Genomic DNA, 17,228 nt, shown 5'->3' with positions numbered 1-17,228 from the left:
ATGTGGCCGCCGCACACAACTCCGGTGCGCGAGATGTGGCCAGACCTGAGCCGGGCGCCGGAGAGCCGGCATGGCGGCGAGCCACACAACGACCGGGCTCAGTGTGTCTCGAACCCCTATGGCGTACGTCTCACCACTTCCCTAGCGTCGCCCCTGTGACGAGCACCACATCGACCCCGAGGTGCGCACTACGGACCGAGGGTCTCACCAAGGACTTCCGCGGCTTCCGCGCGGTCAGCTCCGTCGACCTGGAGGTCGCCGAGGGCACCGTACACGCGCTCGTCGGCCCCAACGGCGCCGGCAAGACGACTCTCTTCAACCTGCTGACCGGCTTCCTCAAGCCCACCGGCGGACGGATCACGGTCTTCGGTGACGATGTCACCGGGATGGCGCCGGAGCGGATCACCCGCCACGGGGTGGCCCGCTCCTTCCAGATCACCAGCCTCTTCGAGAACCTCACTCCGCGCGAGCACGTCGAGATCGCGCTCCAGGGGCTGACCAACCAGGGGCTGAGGTTCTGGCGCTCGGAGAAGCTGCTCGGGCGCCGCCGCGAGGAGGTCGACCGGCTGCTGGCCGAGGTCGGCCTGACCGAGCTGGCCGACAAGCCGACCGGGCTGATGGCGTACGGGCAGAAGCGGGCGCTCGAGCTCGCCCTCGTCCTCGCTGTCGAGCCCCGGCTGCTGCTCCTCGACGAGCCGACGGCGGGGATGGGCATCGAGGACGTCGACCGCACCATCGAGCTCGTCCGGCGCATCGCCGAGGGCCGCACGGTCGTCTTCGTCGACCACAACATGCACGTCGTCGCCCACCTCGCCGACCGGGTCACCGTCCTGCAGCAGGGCTCGGTGCTCGCCGAAGGCCCCTACGACGAGGTCCGCGCGGATCCGCGGGTCATCACCGCCTACCTCGGAGAGGCTCACCGTGCTTGAGATCGAGAACCTGAGCGCCTGGTACGGCGAGGCCCAGGCCCTGCGCGAGGCCACCCTGAGCGTGGCCGAGGGCGAGGTGGTCACCCTCGTCGGCCGCAACGGCGCCGGCAAGACCACGCTCGTCCGCTGCCTGATGGGCCTCCACAAGCACCTGACCGGATCGATCCGGCTCGACGGCCGCGAGATCACCTCGCTGCCCGCGCACAAGCGGGCGCGCGCCGGGCTCGGCTGGGTGCAGGACGACCGCGGCATCTTCGCCAACCTGAGCGTGGAGGAGAACCTCCTGCTGCCGCCGAAGGTCTCCGAGTCGGCGTGGACGCTGGAGCAGGTCTACGACGCCTTCCCGGCTCTCGGCAGCCGTCGGCGAGCGGGCGGGACGACGCTCTCGGGCGGTGAGCAGCAGATGCTCGCCGTCGCCCGGGTGCTCCGCACCGGCGCCCGCCTGCTTCTGCTCGACGAGCCCTCCGAAGGGCTCGCCCCCGTCATCGTCGCCCAGATCGGCGACATCGTGCGGACCGCGAAGCAGTCCGGGATCGGCGTGCTCCTGATCGAGCAGAACGTACGTTTCGCCGCCACCGTCGCCGACCGCCACTACCTGCTCGCCCAGGGCCGCCTGGTCGAGAGCCTCGACAACGACGAGTTCGTCGAACGTCAGGACGAGCTACTCGAACACCTCGGGATCTGACGTACGTCTCCAGAGATCGAGCACAGCCCTACCCCACGAGGAGAGACACGATGAACAAGCGACGCACAGCTGCCGGCGCCTCGATACTGATGGCAGGTGTTCTGGTCACCGCAGGCTGCGGTGCCGGTGGGCCGGCTGCTGCCGGAGGTGACTTCACCGACGACAAGGTGGTCCTCGCCCTGCTCAACGACGCCTCCGGTGTCTACAAGGACGTCTCCGGCCCCAACTCGAAGATCGCGATCCAGATGGCGATCGACGACTACCAGGAGAAGTACGGCGAGGACGCCGTCGTCGACGACATCGAGGTGACCTCGGCCGACCACCAGAACGAGCCGGACATCGCCAACACCAAGGCCCAGGAGCTCTACGACCGCGAGGGCGCCGACGTCATCCTCGACGTGCCGACCTCGTCGGCGGCGCTGGCCGTCGCGACGCAGGCGAAGAACAAGAAGAAGCTCTACATGAACATCGGCGCCGGCACGACCGAGCTGACCGGCGCGCAGTGCAACAAGTACACCTTCCACTACGCCTACGACACCTGGATGCTGGCCAACGGCACCGGCACCGTCGTCACCGAGGAAGGCGACAAGAACTGGCAGCTGATCTACCCCGACTACGCCTTCGGCCAGGACATGGTGAAGTCGTTCACCGGCGCCATCGAGGCCGGCGGCGGCACGGTCGCGGGCACGATCGCGACGCCGTTCCCGAACGACAACTTCGCGACGTACATCACCAAGGCGGGAGCGGCGAAACCGCAGGTCATCGGCACCATGCACGCCGGCGGCGACCTGATCAACCTGGTCAAGCAGTACAACGAGTCGGGGCTCAAGGACCAGGGCATCGACCTGGCCGTCGGGCTGATGTTCATCTCCGACATCCACTCGCTCGGAGTCGAGGCGTTCGAGGGCACGATCTTCACCGACGCCTGGTACTGGAACCTCGACGAGAAGTCCCGCGAGTGGGCCGACCGCTTCATGGAGGAGACCGGCGACCGGCCGACGTACGCCCACGCGGGCAACTACTCGGCGGCGACGCAGTACCTCGAGGCGGTCCAGGCCGCCGGCACCGACGATGCCGACAAGATCGTCGAGGAGCTCGAGGGCAAGAAGGTCGAGGACATGTTCCTGCGCAACGGTGAGATCCGCGCCGAGGACCACCGGGTCATCCACGACGCCTACCTGGCCCGGGTCAAGGGACCGGACGACGTCAAGGAGGACTGGGACTACGAGGAGATCATCAAGACGATCCCAGCCGAGGAGGCGTTCCGCCCGGCAGCTGAGTCCGGCTGCTCGATGTAGGCGCGAGGTCTAGAGGGATTGGTATGAACGCGGTTCTGCAGTACACCGTCCAAGGGCTCGCGGCCGGCAGCTTCTACGCGCTGGCCGCGCTCGGCCTGGCCGTCATCTTCGGGGTGCTGGGCGTGGTCAACTTCGCCCACGGCGCCTTCTACATGCTGGGAGCGGTCGCCGCCGCGGTGCTCCTGGACACCGTCGGGATGAGCCTGTGGCTGGCGCTGATCGTGGTGCCGCTGCTGATGCTGGTCTTCGGGATGCTGGTCGAGCGGCTGCTGGTGCAGTGGCTGCTGCCGCTCGACCCGCTCTACAACCTGCTGCTCACCTTCGGGCTGACCCTGCTGCTGGTCGACCTCGTCAAGCGCCGCTACGGAGTCTCGGGGTTGCCCTACGAGCGCCCCGAGGCGCTGACCGGGCGGGTGCAGGTGGGTGGCGTCGGGCTGCCGGTCTACCAGCTCTTCGTGATCGGTGTCGCGCTGCTCGTCTGCCTCGGCGTCTGGCTGCTGATGACGCGTACGCGGGTGGGCATGATCGTCCGCGCCGCGACCGAGCGGCCCGAGCTCGCCGGTGCACTCGGCATCAACGTCGGGCGCTGGGTGACGCCGGTGTTCGGCTTCGGGGTCGCGCTCGCCGGACTGGCCGGGGTGCTGGCGGCACCGTTCCGGGCGATCACCGCCGAGATGGGCAGCGACTTCATCATCATCCTGTTCGCGGTCGTGGTGATCGGCGGGCTCGGCTCGATCGTGGGCGCCGTAGTCGGCGGGTTCCTGGTCGGGCTCGTGGAGGCCTTCGGGCAGGCGTACGCACCGACGTTCTCGCAGGTGCTCATCTTCGTGCTGATGGCTGTGGTGGTCCTGGCACGGCCGGCCGGGCTCTTCGGGCGAGAGGAGGCGACGGCATGACGTCCATCGCGACGGCCGGTGCGAGCGTCACCGAGCAGCATGCGGCGATAGCGGGCGCGCGCCCGTGGCAGCGACTGGTCCTGCTGGCCGTGGGGCTGGTGGTGGCGCTGGCGCTGCCGTGGTTCGTCTATCCGCCGGTGGCGATGGACATCGCCGCGTGGGCGCTCTTCGCGGTGGCCCTCGATCTGCTGCTGGGCTACTGCGGGCTGCTCTCGTTCGGCCACGCCGCGTTCTGGGGCGGGTCCGCCTATGCCACGGGACTGATCGCGATCCACCTCGGCGTGCCGTTTCCGGTGGCGGTCCTGGGCGGGGCGCTCTTCGCGATGCTCCTGGCGGTGCCGATCGGCTACCTGTCGGTGAAGCGGTCGGGGATCTACTTCGCGATGGTCACCCTCGCCTTCGCGCAGATGCTCTTCTTCATCGCCAACCAGGCCTCATCGCTCACCGGCGGCGAGAACGGGCTCCAGGGCGTGCCGCGATCGTTCTTCGGGATCGAGGCCGTCGAGACCGACTCGTTCTTCTTCTACTACGCCGCGCTGCCGATCATCCTGCTCGGGATGTGGGCGGCGTGGCGGATCGTCCACTCCCCCTTCGGGCGGGTGCTGGTCGCGATCCGTGACAACGCACCCCGTGCCCGGGCGCTGGGGTACGACGTCGAGCGCTACAAGCTGATCGTCTTCGTGCTCTCGGCCGGGCTCTCCGGGCTCGCCGGCGGCGTCTTCGCCGTCTCGCACGGCTTCGTCGCGCTGCCCGAGCTGCACTGGGCCACCTCCGGCGAGGTCGTCCTGATGACCGTGCTCGGCGGGATCGGCACCCTGTGGGGCGGCGTCATCGGCGCCGGCCTGATCGTGATGCTCGCCGACTACCTGGCCTCGTCCGGGTTCGACGGGATCGGGATCGTCACCGGTGCCGTGTTCGTCACCGTGGTGCTGCTCTTCCGTCGCGGGATCTGGGGCACCGCCCGCCACCTCTGGCTGACCCGTCGTCGTTCCTGAGCTCGCTCTAGGCGACCAGCTGATGGAGCCGGAGCGCCAGCTGCACCTCGAGCTGGCGCTCCGGCTCCTGCCAGCCCTTGCCCAGCAGCCGGGTGACCCGCTCCAGACGCTGGGTGACGGTGTTGACGTGTACGTGCAGCGCTCCGGCGGTGCGGGTGAGGTTGCGGTCGGCGGCGAAGTAGGCCCGCAGGGTCTCCACCAGCTTCGACCCCTTCGCGACGTCGTAGTCGATCACCGGACCCAGCCGTGAGGTGACGTACGTCGCCGGGTGGCCGTCGGAGCCGAGCAGCAGCCCCACGAAGCCGAGGTCCTGGGCGGTGACCACCTGGCCCTCACGACCCAGCGTCATCGCGGCCGCCAGACAGCGGCGAGCCTCGTCGTAGCCCTTCACCACGGCGTCGGGACTGCTCAGCGGTCCTGGCACCGGGCCGGCGGCGCCGACCGTCACCGGGGCGCCGGCCGACAGCCGCAGTCCCTCGACCACCAGCTCGCCGGCGGCACGGGCGTCGCAGTCGGGGAAGATCAGCACGACCTGCCCCTGCCGCACCGCCGCGAACCCGTCGTGGGTGGCGGCGACGAACGTCGCCGCCTGACCGACCCGGGCCCGGTCGCCGGGGACGTTCGCCACCACGACGGCATAGTCCCGGGACAGGTCCGCCTGCAGCAGCCGGCCGCGCTCACGCAGCGTCTCCGGGTCCGGCGTGGTGCCGGAGAGGAGCTCGTCGAGGAGCTCGCCGCGTACGCGTCCCTCGGCCTCGGCGACGCTGCGCCGGAAGAGCAGCAGCAGCGCCGTCACCAGCGCCGCCCGCTCCAGGATCCGCTGGTCGCCGTCGTCCAGGTCCCCGTCCTCGCGGTCGACCTCACGCGGGCCGAGGAGCATCGAGCCGAGCTGCTCGGCGCCGGCGAGCACCGGGGTGGCGTAGATGTCGCCGCTGCCGGCGGTACGGCTCAGGTCGAGGCTGCGCCGGGTCACGGCGGCCTCGTAGTCGGAGACGGGCTGGTCGGGGGCGCTGCTGGCGATGGTCTCGCCGCTCAGGTCCAGCACCACCACCCGGGCGCCGAGAACCTCGGCGACGCTGCGTACGACGTCGTCCACCCCGCCGCCCTCGACCACGATCCGGGTGAGCCGGTCGTGGGCGTCCGCGGCGCGCTCGACCGCCTCGTTGCGTGCCTGCAGCTTGCGGGTCGTGACCTCGAGCTCGGCGACCGCGGCCCGGGTCTCCTCCAGCAGCCGCGCCTTGTCCACGGCGATCGCGGCGTGGGCCGCCAGTGAGACGAGCAGCGCGCTCGCCTCGGCACCGAAGGGACGTACGGTGCGGTTGGCGGCGAAGAGGACGCCGATGACCTGGGTGCCGAGCAGGAGGGGTACGCCGATGATCGCGCGGATGCCCTCGCCGCTGACCGCGCCATCGATGTCGGGGGCGTGCCGGAACCGCTCGTCGGGGATGTAGTCGGCTGTCGAGTAGGGCTTCATGGTCTGGGCGACGAGGCCGCCGAGCCCGATGCCGTACGGGATCCGGGTCGACCGGAAGGCCGCGGTCAGGATGCCCTCGGTCACGCGCATGTACTCACCGCGACGCTCGTCGTTGAGGGTCAGATAGGCGACGTCGCTGTTGAGCAGCTGCCTCGCCCGGGTCACGATCGCCTGCAGCACCGCCTCCAGGTTGGTCAGCATCGCCAGGTCGTTGGCCGACTCGAACAGCGCCCCCAGCTCGCCCTCGCGCCGGCGGCGCGCCTCCAGAGTCGCCCTGACCTGCAGCGCGAGCCTCTTGGCGTAGTCGATCCGCTCCTGCTCCCCGGCGGTCGCCCCCGCTGCTCGCGCGGCCTGCGACGGTCCTTCGAAGTCGGCCTCCGCGGCATCCCCGGCCAGCAGCTCCAGGAACGCGACCACATCGACCGTCATGTGACCGAAGTTACACTTCTACGCGCGCACCGACATAGGGGATCACCACATAGTTGCCCGGGATCAAGTATGGGTCTTCGCCAGCTCCTCCACGGTGGTGACCGGACGCTCGCAGACGAACCCCCGACAGACGTACGCCGCCGCCTTCCCGTCCACGGGAGTGCGGCTGCTCAGCAGCGGGATGTCCTCGCGCGCCTCGTCGGCGACGACCACCACCGCACCCGGCTTGCGCCGGGCCGCGGCCTCGAGAGCGTCGCGGTCGGGTCCCGGCGGTCCGACGACCGCGATCTCGAGCGGACCCTCAGCCATCGTCGCCGCGGCCGCCAGCGACCAGCCCGCGAACCGGGGCGCATTGGCCATCAGGTTGCTCGTGGCAGCGAGCGCCTCCTCGGCGGCCGTACGGTAGCGGCCCTCTCCGGTGAGCGCGTGGGCGGTGACGAGCGCGTGGACCATCGCGCTGGTGCCGCTGGGGCTGGCGTTGTCGGAGGGGTCCCGGGGCCGGGTGACCAGTGCCTCCGCGTCGTCGGCGGTGTCGTAGAAGCCGCCGTCCTCCGCGCGGAAGTGGGTCAGTGCGGTGTCGAGCAGGCTTGTCGCCCGGTCGAGCCAGGTGCTGTCGCCGGTCGCCTGGGTCAGCGCCAGGAACCCCGACGCGACGCACCCGTAGTCCTCCAGCACTCCCGCGTGGGCCCCGGCCACGCCGTCGCGGCTGACGCGGAGGAGGCGGACCGACGCTTCGCTGGTCGAGCCGCCGGAGCCGCTAGGCGGAGGCGTGTCGAGACCAACACAGTGCGTTCGCCACAGCAGCTCCGCGGCTGTGAACGCGGCGTCGACGTAGCGCCGCTCCCCCAGCAGCAGTCCGGCGTCGACCAGCCCGCTGATCGCCAGCCCGTTCCAGCCCGCGACGACCTTGTCGTCGCGGGCCGGGCGTACCCGATCGGCGCGCGCCGCCAGCAGCCGCGCCTTGACCGACTCGAGCCGCTCGGTGTCCTCGGGCCGGTGCCGCAGCTGCAGGGTCGAGGCTCCTTCCTCGAAGGTGCCGGCCTCGGTCACCTCGAAGACCTCCGCGGCCCAGGCTCCGTCGTCGGCACCGAGGACGTCGACGAGCTCGCCCGGGGTCCAGACATAGAACTTTCCCTCGACTCCCTCGCTGTCGGCGTCGAGCGCGGAGGCGAACCCGCCCTCGGTGGTGCCGAGCTCGCGGATCATCCAGTCGGCGCTCTCCCGCGCGACCCGGTCGCCGAGCTCGGTGCCGAGGCGGGCGTAGAGGCCGATCAGCTGGGCGTTGTCGTAGAGCATCTTCTCGAAGTGCGGAACGACCCAGCCGCGGTCGACGGCATAGCGGGCGAACCCACCCCCGATCTGGTCGTAGATCCCGCCACCGGCCATCGCGGCCACGGTCCGCGAGAGCATGTGCGAGACCCGTGAGTCCGCCCCGGGCGCCCCGGCCGCACGCCGCAGGAACTCCAGCACCATCGACGGCGGGAACTTCGGAGCACCCCCGAACCCGCCCGCCATCGGGTCGAACTCCGCCGCCAGCGTCTCGACCGCGGCATCGACGTCCACCTGCCAGCTGCCCGCGGACCCGGCCGCCCCGGAGATGTTGGCCAGGTGCTGACGTACGTTCTCCGCTACCGCCCCGATCTCCGAGCGCCGCTGCGTCCACGCCGCCGAGAGCGCCTGCAGCACCTGCGTGAACGCCGGCTGCCCGTGGCGCGGCATGTCCGGGAAGTAGGTGCCGGCGAAGAACGGGTTGCCGTCGTGGTCGAGCACCACCGTCATCGGCCACCCACCCGACCCGGTCATCGCCGTCGTCGCCGCCATATAGACCGCGTCCACATCCGGCCGCTCCTCCCGGTCGACCTTGATGTTGACGAAGTGCTCGTTCATGTACGCCGCGGTCGTCGCGTCCTCGAACGACTCGTGGGCCATCACGTGGCACCAGTGGCAGGCGGCATAGCCGACCGACAGCAGGACAGGTATTCCCCGGCGCTTGGCTTCCGCGAAGGCATCGGGTCCCCACTCCCACCAGTCCACCGGGTTCTGAGCGTGCTGGAGCAGATACGGCGAGGTTGCAGACGCGAGTCGGTTGGCCACTCCCCCAGCCTTGCACGCACGTGAACAAGTGATGCAAACCTGTCATATGACATGGATTCATGACAGGTATTCCCCTCCAACACCGTTGACGTTGTCGACCTGGAGGTCCGCAAGACCCACGATGGAACCGCCGAAGAGTCGAACTACTCAGGAAACAGACGTGCGCTGGTCGCCAGCAGGCGTCCACCAAGAGGGCCAAATTGATCTCGACACCCCTCCCAACCTCTGCCAGATGGGGCTGAAGACCATCTCTGAACGCTTGACGAACACTCAATGAGTGCTAATTTAGTGAGCACTAACTGAGTACTCACTGGAGGCATGATGGCTGGGATCGAATCGATCAGGGCTCGCCGCGCCGAGCTGAACCTGACACAGCAGGACGCAGCGAAACGCGCCGGGACCTCTCTGGCAACTTGGCGACGATTCGAGAACGCAGCGAGCAGCAAGGTCGCCCTCGAAGGCTTCCGGGCCGAGACGCTCCAAGGTTTCGCACGAGCGCTCAAGGTGAACAGCACTGGCCTTCACGAGCTTGTCACCCAGGGCACCGAACCGTCCACAGGATCGAACCGGACCACGGCGATCGATCTGGAGGCCGAACGCGCAGCACGGGACTTCAACCGTGCCTTCACCGGCGCCCCGCTGACCGCGGCCGATGCCGCGGCACTCCACCTGACGGTAGCCTCCTCGGGCTTTCCTCCAACCGTCGACGGCAGGTATCACCCCGAGACGTCCTATGACTTCGAGGCCTACCTCCGCAGCGAGTCGTCGATCCGGGAGGTCGACCTACTGTGCGACCTGCCCGACTTCGTGCTCACCCAGGTCAACAACTACTGGCTGATCCGGATGGGTGAACGCATCATGCGCATCGGCATCGAGCTCGAAGAGGGTCGGATCCCCAAACCTCAATGCCTCGCCGACCGCTTCGCGGCCTCGATCGTGATCAGCAACACCGACGTCCCTGAACCCGGCGATCTCGACGACTTCTATCCCGGCATCCAGTACGCCAGCGACGTGTACGGCTACGACCCCGACACCGACTTCCCCGAAGACGGATCCATCGACTACGAGTGGATGGACCGCGTCGCGGGCGCCCTGGTCTGTACCGAGGAGGACGACGAGCCGCGCTACACCGAGCTGATCCTCATGAACGCCTATGGCCAGGGCGTCTACGACCCCACCGACCCCCGCCATCCGCTGCACTGGTTCGACATCGACGCCAACCGGGAGCGATGCAAGGAAGAGATCGCGACCCTGTATCTCCCGGAGGCTGAGCAACGGGCCCGTACGGCGCAGGCGATGCAGCGGCTCTCGAACCTCTTCGGGCACCGTGAAGAGTAGCCCGTCCTGGCGAGCGATCTCACCAACTCCGTACCTCCGCTGATCCGCACCCGTGCCGTTCTCCATCACCGAGGCACAGCCAGACAGCACCGCCGCCAGATGCACCAGGGCTCCCCAAAATTGCCGAACCCGGACCTAGCTGGCGCGAGCGCAAGCAAAACTGTCGGTGGTCTTCTTTATCGTTCATGCTCATGGTGCTCGAGGAGAACTCCAGCCACAGCGTCGATCAGGTCAGCCTCGTCGTGACAGCTAGCGTCCGCGCGGCGGTCGCATGGTCGATGCGGGAGGTTGAGCCGACGCGTGCGTGGCAGGAGATCTGCCGCATGGTTGGCGTGGTGAACTTCGCCTCGGGTCCACCGGGTCTGGTGCCCGGACCGATCATGCTGGTGGACTCTCTGCACGAGCCTCTTCGTCATCTTGCCCCCGACCTCGACTGGTCCGATGAGCCCCTCGGCGAGGTGGCGTTCATCGGGAGCACTGGGACGGTTACGCCGGACGTACATGAATGGGCGGGCGACTACGGCAACGCACTTTTCTCTGGGAGCGACGACGTCGGCTCTCGATGGCTTCCGCCGTGGGCATGGCAACGTGGCGAGCAGGTCGAGCGCGAGTTCAACGCGTCGATTCGCAGGGGCACGGACATGGATTACGCGGCGACTCGCGAGTTCGTAATCACCCACCCCGCAGGTATCGAAACCACTCTGATCAGAGATCGGAACCGGATGAACGCGCTGCCCGCAGGCAACTTCGGCGCTATCCCTGTGGACCGCGTCCTTGGCGGCTCATGGTGGCCGTGCCCCGTGTGCCGGTGGCCGATGCGGGTCAACGGTGCTCGGGTCCGTTGTGACATCCGCAGTCACGAGTCGGACTTCGACGTCGAGACCCCATCGCGTGTGGATGGCCGCCCCACGCTTCAACGACGTGTCGGCGGTCGGGGCGCACCGCGAGCGGTTCCGGCGAAGGGCTCGAAGTGCGTTTCTGAGTCGATCTGGAGATTCATCGTTGTTCCGGGTCTCGCCGAACTGCGTCTTCGCGACAACCTGCAGAAGGTCGCCGGAGTCGAGGTTGAGATGTGGCCTAACCGAGACCGCTGTGACTTGGCGGTCACTGTCGGTTCGACCTTCCTCGAGGTCGACGTCAAGGACCATGCCCGAGCTACCAGCATCATCAAGGACCCTCCGTCGGTCAGATGGCTTGTCGTGCCGAACGCCCGGAAGAAGCAGCTCTCGGTCCTCGCCGAACGCCTGCCCTCCAAGGAGGTCCGGTCCACACGCCAGTTCCTGGGTCATGTGAAGCGGATCGCTGCCTCGGAGGTCGTCAGATGAGCCAGTCGGCACGCCCCGATCCACGACTGCAGGAAGTGGAGGCAGCAGCTGCGTTGGCCGGGCACTATTTTCCCCGTCAGAGGCCGAGCGGAGCGCCGTTCGTGCGTCTGCAGGACGTGGTGTTCTTCCTCTCAGGCCACGTGGAGGTGTGGAAGGAGTGGCCGGTTCTTCCAGCCGACCAGCAAGTCCTCATCACTGAGTTACTGCGCCTTCGTGACGCCGACCTTGCCAATGCCACGGTAGTTCGCAACGTACTTCGAACCACTAGCGGGAGCCCGTCTGCAGCCGTCAGGCTGGCTTTGGATGATTCTGAGGATGAGGTCGACCTGGCGCTCGGTCGGCCAGCGCTCGAGGTCGCCCACGAGTGGATCACAACGCTCAGGCTCGACCGAAGTCTCCGCCGCAACAGGACGGTGCCGATCGCCCAGAACGGGGTCTTCACCGCGCCGCTCCACCGCGGCAAGGGTGCTCGCCCTTCCGACCTCACTCAGGTGACCTACGACCTCACCTCCGTCACCCACGGCATCGATGACGAGGTACTCGAGATCGGCCGGCCCGCGAACGCAGCATCGATCTCGGTTCGTTTGGACGACCTGCGCCGCATCGCCCGGACGCTCGATGATGTCCGTGGCACGACATACCGGACCGCGAGTCTTGAGAAGATCTTCGACAATCTTGAGACTCGGCGTGGCCACGAGGTCGACGATCGGTGGACGCTCACGGCTGGTCCGATGGAGGTCCTTCACGCACCGACAGGATTCGGGAAGAGCGTGTTGACCGAGCTCCTGGCGTGCTGGGCGGCCGAGAACGGCCAGGTCATGACGATCCTGGTGACGACCAACGCGGGCGTCATCAAGACGGCGCACTCGATCTCGCGCCACCTCGCCGACCTGGGACTCGTCGACGGCAACACCGTTGTTCCATTGACGTCGCCGAAGTCGGCTCAAAGGGCCGCTGAGACCGCAGCCGCCGGCGACCCCTCGCCCGATGGGCACGGGATGTGGGCGTTGCAGACGATGGCGTACGGCTGCGCGCTCACGGCGGCTGCCGCCTCGGACGGAGTTGACGCTTGGGAACCGGGCCAAGAGCCGTGCACCGAGCTTCGACCCGTCGCAACCGGCGATCACAGCTCACGTGCGCACGACTGCCCATGGATCGGGGGGTGCGGCAAGTTCCGAAATGTACGTGCCGCAGCCTCGGCCACGGTCGTCGTGACCACGTTCCACAACTGGCTGAGCGGCATCGTTCCTCTCCCGGTGAAGGTCGACGGAAACCTTCGATCGGGGATTCCGGTCGAAGAGATGCTCCTCCGTCGGAGCCACATCGTTCTCATCGACGAGGTGGACGAGTTCCAGGCGACGATGATCAAGGGGCAGGCCGGGAGGATCGTTCTGGAGGACAATCGGCCCGAGGAGCCCGTGGCACGTCGCATCTGGTCCGAATTGCGCAGTGCTCGCAACTCGATCGACCGACTCATCGGCCAAGCCGCGCACACCAGCACCGGCTTGATGATGCACTTGGCCGAGAACTACGTGCAGCATCTGGCAGCAGGCGACTTCGCCAGGCTCCGCGCCACCTCCGGAGCGGGTGACCCGCTTCAGCGACGCTGGCTGCTCCCTCAGAAGTGGGACGGGTTCCTGACCGCGGCACTCGCTGGCCTTGAGGACGACGAACCGGCTCAGCGCGACGACTACGCCGTGTTCCAGGCTCTCGTCGGCCCCAGCGATTCCACCGTTGTTGTGCCTGCGTGGCTTGAGCCTGTGAGAGACGCCGTCGCCGCAATCCAGGTCAACAGCGGCGACGACGCCTTCGAACTGGCACGTGCTCTGATCACACAAGCCCTTGCGGCCTCACCGCATGAGCGTCTCAAGGACGACGCTCTGCGCGCACGGGTCACCGACAGGCTGTTGCGCCGGGCGTATTTCGGCAAGTTGCGGGATCTTCTCACCCGGTTCATCTATCTCGGCCCTGCTCTCGTATCGGCCGGCGTGGTCTCCGCACGAGAGATCTCCGACACGCTCAGCCGTTACAAGCAGTGGCGCGCAGCGCCCCTCGGACCTCTGGGGCGCACACTGTTCGCCTTCTCCGAGGTCTACGACGAGGACCGGCCCAACGACAGTTCCCTCACCGTGAACGCCTTCGGCGGCGATCCGCACACGTATGTGCCGTTGATCGGCGAGACAACCGCTCTCGCCCACACGGGCATCCGCCGCTGTGTGCTCGGCCTCTCCGCGACCTCCTTCTTCCCAGGCGCGCCGCATCACCATGTGTTCACGCCGCCGACCTGGTGGGTCCCCGACAGCGCCACCGGCGGACTCAAGCTCATTTCCTCGCCCGTTCCGAGCGACACCCAACAGTTCATCCGAGTCTCCGGCACAGCCGGCCAGGAGCGCCGCAACACCATGCGCCTGCTCGGCCTTCACCTGTGGACCCGGCAACTCGAACCCGAACTTCGCTACCTGGCATCCCGGGAGGAGACCGTGACCAGGCAACGCCTTCTGCTGGCCACATCGTCCTATGAGGGAGCGCGTGACCTCGCAGACGGGATCAGCCAAGCGGGCGTCTCGAAGAGTGACATCGTCGTCGCAGTGCCGCCGAACAGCGACACCGATGACGCTGCATGGTCGAACTGGCAGGTGCTTCCAGCCGACCAGCTCGAACGATTCGGCAAGGACATCGAGGGAAAGATCCTGATCGCACCGTTGGCCCGAGCGGCGCGAGGCATCAACATGGCCGACGACGAAGGCAGGTCTCTGCTCGGCTCCGTCTGGCTCATCGTGCGGCCGGTCCCGATCATCGACGAACCACAAGAAATTCTCGCCCACGTCCACGCGGCCACCAAAGACGCGGTCGCACCCTCCTCCGACCCAGGGTCGACACTGGAACTCATCAAACAGAACGCTGCCAAACAGTTCGACGAACTCTTCAACACCCTCCCCTATTTCAGTCACCTACCACGCGAGACCCGGATCTCGATCGTCGCCGAGACAATCGTCGGGATCATCCAGTTGGCTGGGCGCGCCCGCCGCGGCGGGACCGTCGCACGCATCCATCTGGTCGACGGGGCGTTCAACGACGCACCCGGCGGCTCCGGGCTCCGTGAGCTCATCGACGGCCTCCGACGCCAATGGAACGACCACCACGAGCAACCGCTCCCCCTGCTCCAGTCGCTCTATGGCGACACCCTGACCCAGATCTTCGAATTCGCTGATGAGAGGACCACCGAACCCGATGACTGGTTCGACGAAGACCACGAATGACCTGAGCACGCTCGCGTATCGGATCGAGCCGAGTTCCCTCGGCGCGGTCACCGTGTACGAACTCGATGAACGGTTCCAGAGCGAGTGGCAGAACCTGGAGAGCCGGGTCCGAAGGGATCCCGACAGTCGCCAGGCACCGCCGTACTCCGCGCTCGCGGACGCCTTGGTCGCCGTCACCTCCCAACCGGTCAAGCTCTTCCGGTACACCGGCATCGAGGCTGGCGATCGGACGAAGGAACTTCTCATCACCACACGCCCGATCGACCCGGGAATCCTGGAGAACGCCTTCTCAGCCTTCGAAAGTCGGGTCCGTAAGGACGACGCCGGTAAGCTCGGGCGGCTCATCACCGAAGCATCCGTCCACGAGGTGGAACTACCCGCCATCATCGACGCCGCGCGCCAAGGCGGTGGAGACGCCCCAAGATGGGTGAACGACGTCGCCGCATGGTCGTACGCCGCACAACTCGCCTCGGCACCCCTCAACATCGACGGCAAGGCCGTCCGGTTCCGACTCGACACGAACGGCGATCTGCTGGCTTGGGATCGACCGATCCTGGTCGATACCGGCAGGCCCCCACGCCGATCAGGAATCGCGACCATCTACCTCGAGACGCGAGTACAGAGGATGCGCGGTAGCGCAGACCTCTGGTTCACTCTCCAGCCGCATGTAGCCCGCGTTCCTCGTGGCTGGTTCAAGGCTCGACACGCGTGGGTCGCCAGAGACGAAGACTCACCGATCCTCTGTCTTCCCGTCGACGGCCCTTGGGAGGCCCGAGGGCGCCCCGACCCGAGCTACCGCCATCACACCGCCGCGATCGTCCAGGCATGCCAGATCGAGGAACTGCCGACGCCACCACAGGATCCCTTGCAGGGAGACCCCGACGTCTTCCGCCTGAAAGGCAAGCCCTCCGGCGCCTACCCGATCGGAAAGGCTGTCGGGGTCCGCTTCGCCTTCCAGATCCGCCAACAGGTGGAGACGGCACTCGGCCTCGAGGCCCTGAGATTCGCGCGCTCTGGCCTGTCCGCAGGACCTCAGGTGACAGGCCGCATCGCGACCGCTGATCTCGACACCGCAGTGTTGGCCTCCGGCGTTGACAGCATCCGTATCGTCGGGCTCTACTCGGATCTGCCCACCCGCGGCCGAATGATCAACGCACTACGGCAGTATGCACCCATCGAGACGGTCTGGGGCGCCGCCAAGGACCTCGTCCCGACCGCACTCACGCCCCGAGTCGACGTGGTCTTCGAACACACCCCAGACCTGGTCCGTCACGGCGACCATTCCCGCGATCTCGGAGGCCTGAAATCACTCAAAACGTCTCCAGGACAGGCGGCCATTGCGCTCGTCGAGACTACGTACCCGTCCCAGGCAGAGAAGAACGTCGACGCCAAACCCCGCCTGCGACGAGCCCTCGGCGAACTCGGCATCGTCTCCCAGTTCATCGACGCCGACTTCGAGGCCCCGAGTCCGACTGACAATGCCGGAGAACCTGACCACCAGAGCATCGCCGCTGTGCGTGACCTCTTCCGCGCCGCCGCCGTCATGGACCGCCGGGTGCCGAACTCCCTCACGCAGAAGAAATCAGGCAACATCGCGCTGACAGACCCTGCGATCTTCGTCGGACTCCACCTTCGCAAGCACACCCCTCCCAAGGGCAAAGGCAAGCCCGCGATGATCATCCGCCTGGTCGCACTCTTCGCAAGCGACGACCCCGATGCACCTTGGCCGTTGCGCATGTACGACCCCCAGGTCGGCGCCTGGCTCTTGTACCGCGAGGGCTTGGCCCGCTACTTCACCCAACCGATCGGAGACGAGTCGATCACCGGATCATACGACGGGCTCGACGCGCTCCGAACCAAGATCGACACCGCACTCAAACAACTGCCCTACGACCACCCGATCGTACTCTTCATCGACCCTCACGCCGGGCCAGCCGAGAACACCTGGCGCGGCCTGAAGCGAACCGACGACGGCAGCGGGTGGCTGCCCGGCCGTGGCTTCGAGCACCCCGACCTGTCGATCGTGACCGTACGTACATCCGTCAATGCGCTTCGGCCGACCGACCGCGGCACGTCCCCGAGGGATCCGGCCCAGCCCGCCCTGCCGGGCCAGGAGCTGTATGTACACCACGAGGCCACGGCTGCGACCTGGATCCTGGCCCAGAAATCCCGGGCCTTCCGCGGAAGCAGCCCGAACTCACGAATCGGCGCGGCCAAGACCCGCTGGGCCGATGATCTGCCCAAAGCCCGAATGAAGGAGGACTGGCACCTCCTCAACGCCGTCGAGATCGCCGTGCCCAAGGCTGGCGCCTCATTCTTGCCGGACCAGCTCGCGGTACTTACCGCTCGCCTGTGCCACCAGTCGGTCTCATGGGACGATCGAACTCGCCATCCGGTCCCGCTACACCTCGCGATGTCTGCTGTGAAGGATCACCCGAGATTCATCCCAGAGACCGGCGCGGACGACTAGCACGGATGCTCAGTGCCGACTCGACATTGGTGATG

General features: G+C 67.5%; 11 protein-coding genes. 9 read left to right on the top strand and 2 right to left on the bottom strand.

What is annotated here, in order from left to right:
- The first annotated feature begins 155 nt into the window (after nt 1-155).
- From ABT304_RS09135 to ABT304_RS09115, 5 genes are read left to right on the top strand one after another with little or no spacing between them, the layout of a single operon-like run.
- Nucleotides 156-929, top strand: a complete 774-nt coding sequence (locus ABT304_RS09135; protein WP_350714612.1) for an ABC transporter ATP-binding protein — start codon at nt 156-158, stop codon at nt 927-929.
- Entirely contained in the window at nt 922-1,614 is a 693-nt protein-coding gene (locus tag ABT304_RS09130) for an ABC transporter ATP-binding protein (RefSeq protein WP_160024910.1), read from the top strand. The genes ABT304_RS09135 and ABT304_RS09130 overlap by 8 nt, the downstream gene beginning before the upstream one ends.
- A gap of 50 nt (nt 1,615-1,664) precedes the next feature.
- Nucleotides 1,665-2,912 (top strand): ABC transporter substrate-binding protein, encoded by a 1,248-nt coding sequence (locus tag ABT304_RS09125; RefSeq protein WP_350714610.1) that lies wholly within the window; start codon nt 1,665-1,667, stop codon nt 2,910-2,912.
- A 23-nt stretch (nt 2,913-2,935) separates the two neighbouring features.
- On the top strand, nt 2,936-3,808 hold the full coding sequence (locus ABT304_RS09120) for a branched-chain amino acid ABC transporter permease (protein WP_350714608.1): 873 nt from the start codon (nt 2,936-2,938) through the stop codon (nt 3,806-3,808).
- Nucleotides 3,805-4,803 carry a branched-chain amino acid ABC transporter permease gene (locus ABT304_RS09115; protein ID WP_350714606.1) on the top strand — a complete coding sequence of 333 codons (999 nt, stop codon included), beginning with the start codon at nt 3,805-3,807 and terminating at the stop codon, nt 4,801-4,803. Before ABT304_RS09120 ends, ABT304_RS09115 begins: the two co-directional genes overlap by 4 nt.
- A 7-nt stretch (nt 4,804-4,810) precedes the next feature.
- Here ABT304_RS09115 and ABT304_RS09110 read toward each other — a convergent pair whose 3' ends face one another.
- Both ABT304_RS09110 and ABT304_RS09105 read right to left on the bottom strand, forming a co-directional pair.
- Nucleotides 4,811-6,706, bottom strand: coding sequence for a helix-turn-helix domain-containing protein (locus ABT304_RS09110; RefSeq protein ID WP_350714604.1), 1,896 nt, complete (start codon nt 6,704-6,706; stop codon nt 4,811-4,813).
- A gap of 63 nt (nt 6,707-6,769) precedes the next feature.
- Nucleotides 6,770-8,800, bottom strand: coding sequence for a thioredoxin domain-containing protein (locus ABT304_RS09105; protein ID WP_350714603.1), 2,031 nt, complete (start codon nt 8,798-8,800; stop codon nt 6,770-6,772).
- Between the two features lie 321 nt (nt 8,801-9,121).
- Between ABT304_RS09105 and ABT304_RS09100 the strand changes: the two genes are divergently transcribed.
- The 4 genes from ABT304_RS09100 to ABT304_RS09085 all read left to right on the top strand — a co-directional run bounded on the left by ABT304_RS09100 (nt 9,122) and on the right by ABT304_RS09085 (nt 17,193).
- Nucleotides 9,122-10,138, top strand: coding sequence for a helix-turn-helix domain-containing protein (locus tag ABT304_RS09100; protein WP_350714601.1), 1,017 nt, complete (start codon nt 9,122-9,124; stop codon nt 10,136-10,138).
- Between the two features lie 191 nt (nt 10,139-10,329).
- Nucleotides 10,330-11,463 (top strand): restriction endonuclease-related protein, encoded by a 1,134-nt coding sequence (locus ABT304_RS09095; protein ID WP_350714599.1) that lies wholly within the window; start codon nt 10,330-10,332, stop codon nt 11,461-11,463.
- A gap of 101 nt (nt 11,464-11,564) precedes the next feature.
- Nucleotides 11,565-14,723 carry a hypothetical protein gene (locus ABT304_RS09090; RefSeq protein WP_350714598.1) on the top strand — a complete coding sequence of 1,053 codons (3,159 nt, stop codon included), beginning with the start codon at nt 11,565-11,567 and terminating at the stop codon, nt 14,721-14,723.
- The gene (locus tag ABT304_RS09085) at nt 14,695-17,193 is read left to right on the top strand and encodes an RNaseH domain-containing protein (RefSeq protein WP_350714597.1); all 2,499 of its coding nucleotides are present in this window, start codon (nt 14,695-14,697) and stop codon (nt 17,191-17,193) included. The genes ABT304_RS09090 and ABT304_RS09085 overlap by 29 nt, the downstream gene beginning before the upstream one ends.
- The last annotated feature ends 35 nt before the right edge of the window (nt 17,194-17,228 follow it).

The sequence above is a fragment of the Nocardioides sp. NPDC000445 genome, from assembly GCF_040300245.1.
GTDB lineage: Bacteria > Actinomycetota > Actinomycetes > Propionibacteriales > Nocardioidaceae > Nocardioides.
This window is presented reverse-complemented; position numbering and strand designations above follow the sequence as displayed.

Coding starts and splice junctions, on each gene's coding strand:
- ABT304_RS09125 (WP_350714610.1), top strand. CDS start 1,665: ATGAACAAGCGACGCACAGCTGCCGGCGCCTCGATACTGATGGCAGGT.
- ABT304_RS09120 (WP_350714608.1), top strand. CDS start 2,936: ATGAACGCGGTTCTGCAGTACACCGTCCAAGGGCTCGCGGCCGGCAGC.
- ABT304_RS09115 (WP_350714606.1), top strand. CDS start 3,805: ATGACGTCCATCGCGACGGCCGGTGCGAGCGTCACCGAGCAGCATGCG.
- ABT304_RS09110 (WP_350714604.1), bottom strand. CDS start 6,706: ATGACGGTCGATGTGGTCGCGTTCCTGGAGCTGCTGGCCGGGGATGCC.
- ABT304_RS09100 (WP_350714601.1), top strand. CDS start 9,122: ATGGCTGGGATCGAATCGATCAGGGCTCGCCGCGCCGAGCTGAACCTG.
- ABT304_RS09095 (WP_350714599.1), top strand. CDS start 10,330: ATGGTGCTCGAGGAGAACTCCAGCCACAGCGTCGATCAGGTCAGCCTC.
- ABT304_RS09085 (WP_350714597.1), top strand. CDS start 14,695: ATGACTGGTTCGACGAAGACCACGAATGACCTGAGCACGCTCGCGTAT.